7 protein-coding genes are annotated in these 8,161 nt (G+C 62.4%); all 7 read left to right on the forward strand.

Going from position 1 to position 8,161, the window contains the following annotated elements:
- The first annotated feature begins 769 nt into the window (after positions 1 to 769).
- Genes IB245_RS28815 through IB245_RS28845 form a run of 7 tightly spaced genes read left to right on the forward strand, consistent with a single transcriptional unit; the run spans position 770 to position 7,967 of the window.
- Positions 770 to 1,675: an AMP-binding protein gene (locus IB245_RS28815; RefSeq protein ID WP_192417543.1), complete on the forward strand. Its 906-nt coding sequence runs from the start codon at positions 770 to 772 to the stop codon at positions 1,673 to 1,675.
- The gene (locus tag IB245_RS28820; RefSeq protein WP_192496353.1) at positions 1,672 to 2,448 is read left to right on the forward strand and encodes an ABC transporter ATP-binding protein; all 777 of its coding nucleotides are present in this window, start codon (positions 1,672 to 1,674) and stop codon (positions 2,446 to 2,448) included. Before IB245_RS28815 ends, IB245_RS28820 begins: the two co-directional genes overlap by 4 nt.
- Positions 2,448 to 3,329, forward strand: a complete 882-nt coding sequence (locus tag IB245_RS28825; RefSeq protein ID WP_008029209.1) for a branched-chain amino acid ABC transporter permease — start codon at positions 2,448 to 2,450, stop codon at positions 3,327 to 3,329. Before IB245_RS28820 ends, IB245_RS28825 begins: the two co-directional genes overlap by 1 nt.
- 4 nt (positions 3,330 to 3,333) lie before the next feature.
- On the forward strand, positions 3,334 to 4,383 hold the full coding sequence (locus tag IB245_RS28830; RefSeq protein ID WP_192496354.1) for a branched-chain amino acid ABC transporter permease: 1,050 nt from the start codon (positions 3,334 to 3,336) through the stop codon (positions 4,381 to 4,383).
- Between the two features lie 30 nt (positions 4,384 to 4,413).
- Entirely contained in the window at positions 4,414 to 5,754 is a 1,341-nt protein-coding gene (locus IB245_RS28835) for an ABC transporter substrate-binding protein (RefSeq protein ID WP_192496355.1), read from the forward strand.
- Positions 5,755 to 5,757: 3 nt separating this feature from the next.
- The gene (locus tag IB245_RS28840) at positions 5,758 to 6,525 is read left to right on the forward strand and encodes an ABC transporter ATP-binding protein (RefSeq protein ID WP_192496356.1); all 768 of its coding nucleotides are present in this window, start codon (positions 5,758 to 5,760) and stop codon (positions 6,523 to 6,525) included.
- Between the two features lie 14 nt (positions 6,526 to 6,539).
- A complete protein-coding gene (locus tag IB245_RS28845; RefSeq protein ID WP_192496357.1) occupies positions 6,540 to 7,967 on the forward strand; it encodes an FAD/NAD(P)-binding protein in 1,428 nt (475 codons plus the stop codon).
- Positions 7,968 to 8,161 lie beyond the last annotated feature (194 nt).

An 8,161-nucleotide genomic window follows, 5' to 3' on the forward strand; every position in this document is an offset into this window, starting at 1 on the left:
CGGAACGCCGCCCGCAGCAAGCCGGCTCCTACAGGGTTTTGTGTCATGCACAAATATCACTGGCGACACGAAACCTGTGGGAGCGAGCCTGCTCGCGAAGGGGCCAGCACATCCAGCATTGATGTCGGCTGTCACGCCGCCATCGCCAGCAAGCCGGCTCCTACAGGATTTTGTGTCATGCACAAATATCACTGGCGACACGAAACCTGTGGGAGCGAGCCTGCTCGCGAAGGGGCCGGTACATCCAGCATTGATGTCGGCTGTCACGCCGCCATCGCCGGCAAGCCGGCTCCTACAGGGTTTTGTGTCGTGCACAAATATCGCTGGCGACGCGAAACCTGTGGGAGCGAGCCTGCTCGCGAAGGGGCCGGCACATCCAGCATTGATGTCGGCTGTCACGCCGCCATCGCCAGCAAGCCGGCTCCTACAGGATTTTGTGTCATGCACAAATATCACTGGCGACACGAAACCTGTAGGAGCGTGGCTTGCCCGCGAAGGGGCCGGTACATCCAGCATTGATGTCGGCTGTCACGCCGCCATCGCCAGCAAGCCGGCTCCTACAGGGTTTTGTGTCGTGCACAAATATCGCTGGCGACACGAAACCTGTGGGAGCGAGCCTGCCCGCGAAGAGGCCAGTACATCCAGCATTGATGTTGGCTGTCACGCCGCTATCGCCGGCAAGCCGGCTCCTACAGGGGATGGTGGTGTTTTAGAGATTTTGGCCCAGCGGACCACCGCACGCTTTTGCCCATGAACAGGAGGTCAACCCATGAGCGTGCATGAACTCAAACGTCCGCCCCTCGCGGACACCGCCGAGTGGCGGGTCGAGCTGCCCACGGCGCTGGAGCAATTGCGTCACTGGGCGCAGGTCAGTCCGTTGCAGCCGGCGCTGCGTCACAAGCGCCATGGCCAGTGGTTTGTCTGGCGCTGGATCGATGCCCTGCGCGATGTCGAGCGTTTGGCCGACGGCTTGCGCCAGCAAGGTTTTACCGAAGATTCGAGGTTGGCCCTCAGCGGTGCGTTCGAACCGAATTTGTTGCTGTTGGCCCTGGCCGCACAACACATCGGCGGGCAGTTGCTGACTCTGCCGGACAACCTCGACCCCGAATCCCTGCACAAAATCCTCTGGCGCAGCGGGCCGACGCACGCCTTCGTTCAAGGCCGGCAGACCCGGCAACTGTGGCTCAATCAGGGCCAAACGCTGCTGAACTTCAACGAGCTGCTTGGCCCGGTGGACACTCCGCAGCGCCTCAACCGTTGGCGCCAGAACGCGCAACTGTGGAGCGAAGAGGGCACGCAATGGCAGGCCGGCCTGACGGTGTTGCTTGAGCAATGGCTGAGCAGCGGCCAATCCCTGGCTTTCCCGGAAAGCCCCGGCAGTGCCAGTCGCGACCGGCGTGAGGTGGCGCCTTCGGGGCTGCTGCTGTCGGCCGAACGCCTGCAACTGCTGGCCGAGGAAATCGACAGTCGCCTCGCCGCGCAAGGCACCTGGCGTCGACGTCTTTGCGAGTGGGCCATCGCTCACCCGGAAAAAGGCCTGCAACGCCTGATCAAGAATCGCGTTCGGCGACTGCTCGGTTTTCACAACCTGCATTACATCTGGCAGGCCACGCGCACGCCTGAGGTGAAAGCCGCGCCAACCTGGCTCACTGAATTCAAACGGGACATCGCATGACTTCGACCGATTCCATCCTGCAAGTCAGCGGCATTTCCCTGTCCTTCAAAGGCGTGAAAGCGATCAACGAGCTGTCCTTCGACGTGCGTCGGGGCGAGATCTGCGCGCTGATCGGCCCCAACGGCGCGGGCAAGAGTTCGCTGCTCAACGTGCTGAACGGCGTGTACCGCTTCGACGCCGGTTCGATTGTCTTTGAGCAACAGCCGTTCAAACGGATCGACCCGTTGACCGCTGCGCGCCGAGGCATTGGCCGCACGTTCCAGAACAACGCGTTGTTCAAGAAAATGAGCGTGATCGACAACATCCTCACCGGCCTGTCGCGGCACTTGCGCAGCAGCTTCATCGAACAGGCACTCAACCTGCCGCGAGCACGCCGCGAGGCCGAAGCCTTCCGCCAACAAGCCCAGGGCATTCTCGAATTTCTTGAGCTGCAGGCGCATCGCGATGTGCCGGTGGGCAATCTGTCCTACGGCCTGCAAAAACGCGTAGAGCTCGGCCGTGCCTTGATCGCCGGTCCGCGCCTGTTGCTGCTGGATGAGCCGATGGCCGGGATGAACGCCGAAGAGAAACAGGAAATGGCCCGTTTAATCGCCGACATCAACCGCGACCTCGGCACCACGGTGGTGTTGATCGAGCACGATATGAGCGTGGTCATGGGCCTGTCCGACCACGTCGTGGTCCTCGATTACGGGCGCAAGGTCGGCGACGGCACGCCGGCCGAAGTGCAGGCCGATCCCGAAGTGATCGCGGCGTATCTGGGAGTGGTGCACTGATGACGTTCTTCTTCGAAACCCTGCTCGGCGGCTTGCTCGCCGGGACCATGTATTCGCTGGTCGCCATCGGCTTCGTGCTGATCTACAAGGCCAGCGGCGTGTTCAATTTTGCCCAGGGCGCGATGCTGTTGTTCGCCGCGCTGACCTTCGTCAGCCTGCACGATCAGGGCGTGCCGTTTGCCCTGGCGTTGTTGCTGACCGTGGTGGTGATGATCATCGGCGCGTTGCTGATCGAACGGCTGGTGCTGCGGCCACTGGTCAACCGCTCGCAGATCACCTTGTTCATGGCCACGCTTGGGCTGTCCTTCATCATCGAAGGCCTGGCACAAGGCTTGATGGGCTCGCAAGTGCGGGCGCTGGACTTAGGGATAGACGACGTGCCGGTGTTCATCGGCGGGATGATGGTCAGCCAGTTCGACCTGATCGCCGCCGCTGCCGCCATCGTCCTGGTGACGGTGCTGGCGTTGCTGTTCAACAAGACCCGCATCGGCGTGTCGTTGCGGGCGGTGGCGGATGACACCACCGCCGCGCTGTCGATCGGCATCAACCTCAACCGGATCTGGCAGATCGTCTGGGCCGTGGCTGGGGTTGTCGGGTTGGTGGCGGGACTGCTTTGGGGCGCTCGCCAAGGGGTGCAGTTTTCGCTGTCGCTGGTGGTGCTCAAAGCGTTGCCGGTGCTGATCATCGGTGGCTTCACCTCGATTGGCGGGGCCATCGTCGGCGGGCTGATTGTCGGCGCGGCGGAGAACCTCGCCGAGGTCTACGTCGGTCCGCTGATCGGCGGCGGCATCACCCCGTGGTTCGCCTATGTCCTGGCCTTGGCCTTCCTGTACATCCGTCCCGCCGGCCTGTTCGGCGAGCGCGCCATCGAGCGAGTCTGAACCCATGACCATTTCCCTTGCCCGCGAAACCGCGCCGTCGGTGTTGATCCAGCGTCGTATCCCGTTTGGACTGCTTGGCCTGTTATTGATCGCCTTCGTGGTCGTGCCGCTGACCGGCAACGACTATTGGTTGAACGCAATCCTGATCCCGTTTCTGGTGCTGTCCCTGGCCGGCCTCGGCCTGAATCTGCTCACCGGATACACCGGCCAGACCTCGGTCGGCGCCGCCGGGTTCATGGCGGTCGGGGCGTTTGCCACGTATGGATTTTTGCTGCGCTTGCCTGAGCTTGGCTTGCCCGTCGCGCTGCTCGGCGGCGGGCTGATCAGCGCGGTGGTGGGGTTTGTTTTCGGCCTGCCGAGCTCGCGGATCAAAGGCTTTTACCTGATGGTCACCACGCTGGCGGCGCAGTTTTTCCTGGAGTGGCTGTTCGTCAAATTCCCCTGGTTCTACAACTACGGTTCGTCCGGGACCATTTCCGCACCGAAACTCGCGCTGTTCGGCCACGACCTGAACACGCCGCTCGGTCGCTATCTGCTGACCCTGACCACCGTACTGTTGCTGACCTGGGTGGCGGTGAACCTGGTGAAAAGCCAGATCGGCCGCAACTGGATGGCGATCCGCGACATGGACACTGCCGCAGCGGTAATCGGCATTCCGGTGGTGCGCTACAAACACCTGGCGTTCGCCGTCAGTTCGTTCTACCTCGGCATCGCCGGCGCGCTGTGGGCCTTCGCCTACCTGGGCACCGCCAGCGCCAGCAGTTTCGATATCAACCGGTCGTTCCAGATCCTGTTCATCATCATTATCGGCGGCATGGGCAGCATCGCCGGCAACTTCGTCGGCGCGGCGTTCATCAGCCTGTTGCCGATCCTGCTCAGCCACGCCGGGCAAGCCTTGTTTGGTGGTTCGGTGGACGCCGGGCAGTTGCAGAACCTGCAAAAAATCATCTTCGGCGTGCTGATCATCCTGTTCCTGATCAAGGAACCGGAAGGCCTGATCCGCCTGCTGGGCAACCTTCGTGAACGGCTGAGTCACTGGCCGCTGCGCTTCTGAATCCTTTCCATTATTAGATAGAGAGACAACATGCGTGCATCCTTGAAACGTTCGTTGGTCGGCGCCGCTTTGACGCTGGCCGTTTTCAGCAGTGCAGTGCCGGTGGTCCAGGCCTCGGCCGACCAGCAATTCTTCCCGTTGGCCACCTATCGCGTCGGCGCCTACGCCTCCAGCGGCGTGCAGGTGTGGGCCGGGATGCTCGATTACCTGAACTACATCAACGATGTGGAAGGCGGAATCAACGGCGTCAAACTGGTGTGGCAGGAATGCGAAACCGAGTGGACGGCGGAGAAGGGCATCGAGTGCTACGAGCGCTTCAAGAAAGGCCTGGATGGAGCGCCGGTGGCGATCTACTCACCCAACGGCGCGCCGGCGGCCTATGCGCTGAGCGAGCGCGCGGAAGTCGACAAGATCCCGCTGATTACCCTCGGCTACGGGCGTACCGAAGCCACCGACGGCACGGTGTTCCCGTACAACTTCCCGGTGATGCTGACCTTCTACAGCGAGGCATCGAGCCTGATCAATTACATCGCTCAGCGCGAGGGCGGTTTCGACAAACTCAAGGGCAAGAAGATTGCCACGGTCTATCACGACTCCGCTTATGGCCGGGAAACCCTCGGCCCGCTGAAACTGTTGGCGGAGAAATACGGCTTCGAGAACATCCAGATTCCGGTGGCCGATCCGGGTAACGAGCAATCGGCGCAATGGCGGCAGATTCGCCAGGTCAACCCGGACTGGGTGTTCCTGCGCACCTGGGGCGTGTCGACTCCGGTCGCCGTGAAAACCGCCGCGCGTTTCGGCTTTCCGGTGGACCACATCGTCGGCGACATCTGGGCCAGTTCCAGCGAAGACGTGTTGCCCGCAGGCGCCGCCGCCAAGGGTTATCTGGCACTGACGCCATACCCCGCAGGCGCTGATTTCGAGATCCACAAACGCCTCAAGCAATTCATCCTCGACAAGGGCAAGAGCGACCTCAAGGACCTGAAAAATTTCGGCAGCGTCTACTACAACTCCGGGCTGGTGAATGCCGCTGTCATGGTGGAAGCGATCCGTACTGCGCAAGGAAAATTCGGCAAGCGTCCGTTGAACGGCGAAGAAGGTCGCTGGGGGCTGGAGCACCTGAACATCGACGATGCGCGGCTCAAGGACATGGGTTATTTCGGCCTGATGCAAAACCTCAAATTGTCCTGCAAGGATCACGAGGGCGGCGGTTCGGCGCGGGTACAGCAGTGGGACGGCGCGAACTGGACGCTGATCAGCGACTGGATCGCCGCCGACCGTGCCTTGTTGCGGCCGTTGATCGATGAAAAATCCGCCGCGTTCGCCAAGGAAAAAGGCCTGACGCCACGCACCTGCACCGGGGATGAATAAACCATGAGCCAAGCCGCCAGCGACATTGCCGCCAACGACCTGTTGCGAGTCAACGACATCGAGGTGATCTACGACGGCGCGATCCTGGCCGTGGCCGGGGTTTCGCTGACGGTGCCCAAGGGCGGCATCGTCGCGTTGCTGGGTGCTAACGGCGCGGGCAAAAGCACCACGCTGAAGGCGATTTCCGGGCTGGTGCGGGCCGAGCGGGCGGAGGTCAGTCGCGGCACGATCGAGTTTCTCGGCCGCGATACGGCGGGTGTCGATCCCAGTCTGCGGGTGCGCCAAGGAATGGTGCACGTGCTGGAAGGTCGCCACGTGTTCCCGCAGTTGACGGTCGAAGACAATTTGCGCAGTGGCGGCTTCGTGCGCGGCTTGAACCGCCAGGACCTGGCCCGGGACCTGGAGCGGATTTACACCTGGTTCCCGCGCCTGAAAACCAAGCGCAAGACCCAGGCCGGACTGACGTCCGGTGGCGAGCAGCAGATGGTCGCCATCGGCCGGGCGTTGATGACGCGTCCTACTTTGGTACTGCTTGATGAACCTTCCATGGGTTTGGCGCCTATTATCGTCCAGGAGATTTTCGAGATCGTCGCCCAACTCAATCGCGACGAGCAGGTGAGCTTTCTGATTGCCGAGCAAAACATTAATGTGGCGCTCAAGTACGCTTCACAGGCCTATGTCCTCGACACCGGCCGGGTGGTGTTGTCCGGCAGCAGCGAGGCGCTGTTGGCGCGGGGCGATCTGCATGACTTTTATTTAGGTAAACACTGAGCAGTGAGAACGCCATGACTGAAACCCAACGCGGACAGGCGACCGACGCCATCCGCCATGCGGACATCCTGATCGTCGGCGGTGGCCTCAGCGGCGCGATGCTGGCGGCGCAGCTGTTGCGTCTGCCCGGTAAACGTTCGTTGCTGGTGATCGAGCCCCGGGCAGAACTTGGACGGGGCGAGGCCTACAGCGCGGTCGAGTTGGGCCATACGCTCAACGGCAACGCGGCGCGCATGAGCGTCGACCCGGACAACGCCGACGACCTGACGCAATGGCTGACCGAGTACATCGCCGGCGGTGGCTGGCCGGAGTCCGATGAGCAGCATGTGCCGGTCAGTGAGCTGTTTCCGCCCCGGGGGATTTTCGGGTTGTACGTGCAGCAACGGTTGGCCGAAGCGCAAGCCCTGGGCGCGTTGAATGGCTCGACGGTCGAGCATGTGCGGGCCGAGGTGGTGGACTTGCAGACGCTGGATGATTCGGTGCGCCTGAGCTTGAGTGACGGCCAGCGGTTGCAGGGCGCTTATGCGGTGCTGGCGACCGGGATGTTTCCAGCTGCGCGCACGCCGCAGACCGAGTCAAGTGGCTTGAACGCTGCGGCGCTTGATCCCTGGGATGTTGCCGCGATGCGTGAGCTGGATCCGCAATCGACAGTGTTGATCATCGGTTCGGGCCTGACCATGGTCGATGCCGTGGTGTCGCTGGAACAGGCCGGGCATCGCGGGCCGATCGAAGTGTTTTCGCGGCATGGCTTGCTGCCGCACGTGCGTCGACAACCACCGGCGTGGGTGGATTTTCTTGCCGAGGATCACAGTATTCGTACGCCGCGACAGTTGGTGCGGGAACTGCGTCGGCATTGCCGGGATGCCATTGAACAGGGTATCGACTGGCAGGCGCCGCTGGATACGGTGCGGGCGCATATCGGTCGGTTGTGGAGTCAGGCGACGGATGGGCAGCGTCGGCAGTTTGTGCGGCATGTGCGGCCGTGGTGGGAAAGTCATCATCACCGGTCGCCGCCGTTGAGTGCCGAGTTGGTTGCACGATTGCACGGGGAAGGGCGGTTGCGGATTCAGGCGGCTTCGTTCAAAGGGCTGGAGCCGGCTTCGGGCGGTGTCAGTATCTGTATTCGTCGACGTGGTGAAGCGCAAACGGTTGTCGTCAGTGGCGCGGCGTTGATCAATTCCAGTGGCATCGAGTACGACTGGCGACGGGTGGCGCGACCGTTGCCGCAGCAACTGTTGGCCCGAGGGTTGGTGCGGCCGGGGCCGTTGGCGCTGGGGATTGCGGCGGCGGTTGATGGCGCGGTGCTGGGTGGTGATGGGCAGGTTGCGAGTCGACTGTTTGCCATGGGGCCGCCGTTGCGGGGGATGTGGTGGGAGAGTACGGCGGTGACTGACGTGGCTAGTCAGGCCAAGGCTTTGGCTTTGCGCTTGGTTGGGGGGTAGGTTGGGGGTATATCCGTTTTTTTTGTGATGGCTGGTATTGGTTTCGCCCTTACGGCGAGTCACTTTGGAAAAGCCCCAAAGTAACCAAAGGGCTCTTGCCCCTTTCGTTCGGTGGCTCGCTAATGCTCGCCATGCCCTCGCTCCGGTCCTGCTCCGTGGGCCCGCCGCCATCGGCCATCCCTGGCCGGGGGCGG

Source organism: Pseudomonas sp. PDM02 (assembly GCF_014852285.1).
Taxonomy (GTDB): Bacteria; Pseudomonadota; Gammaproteobacteria; order Pseudomonadales; family Pseudomonadaceae; genus Aquipseudomonas; species Aquipseudomonas migulae.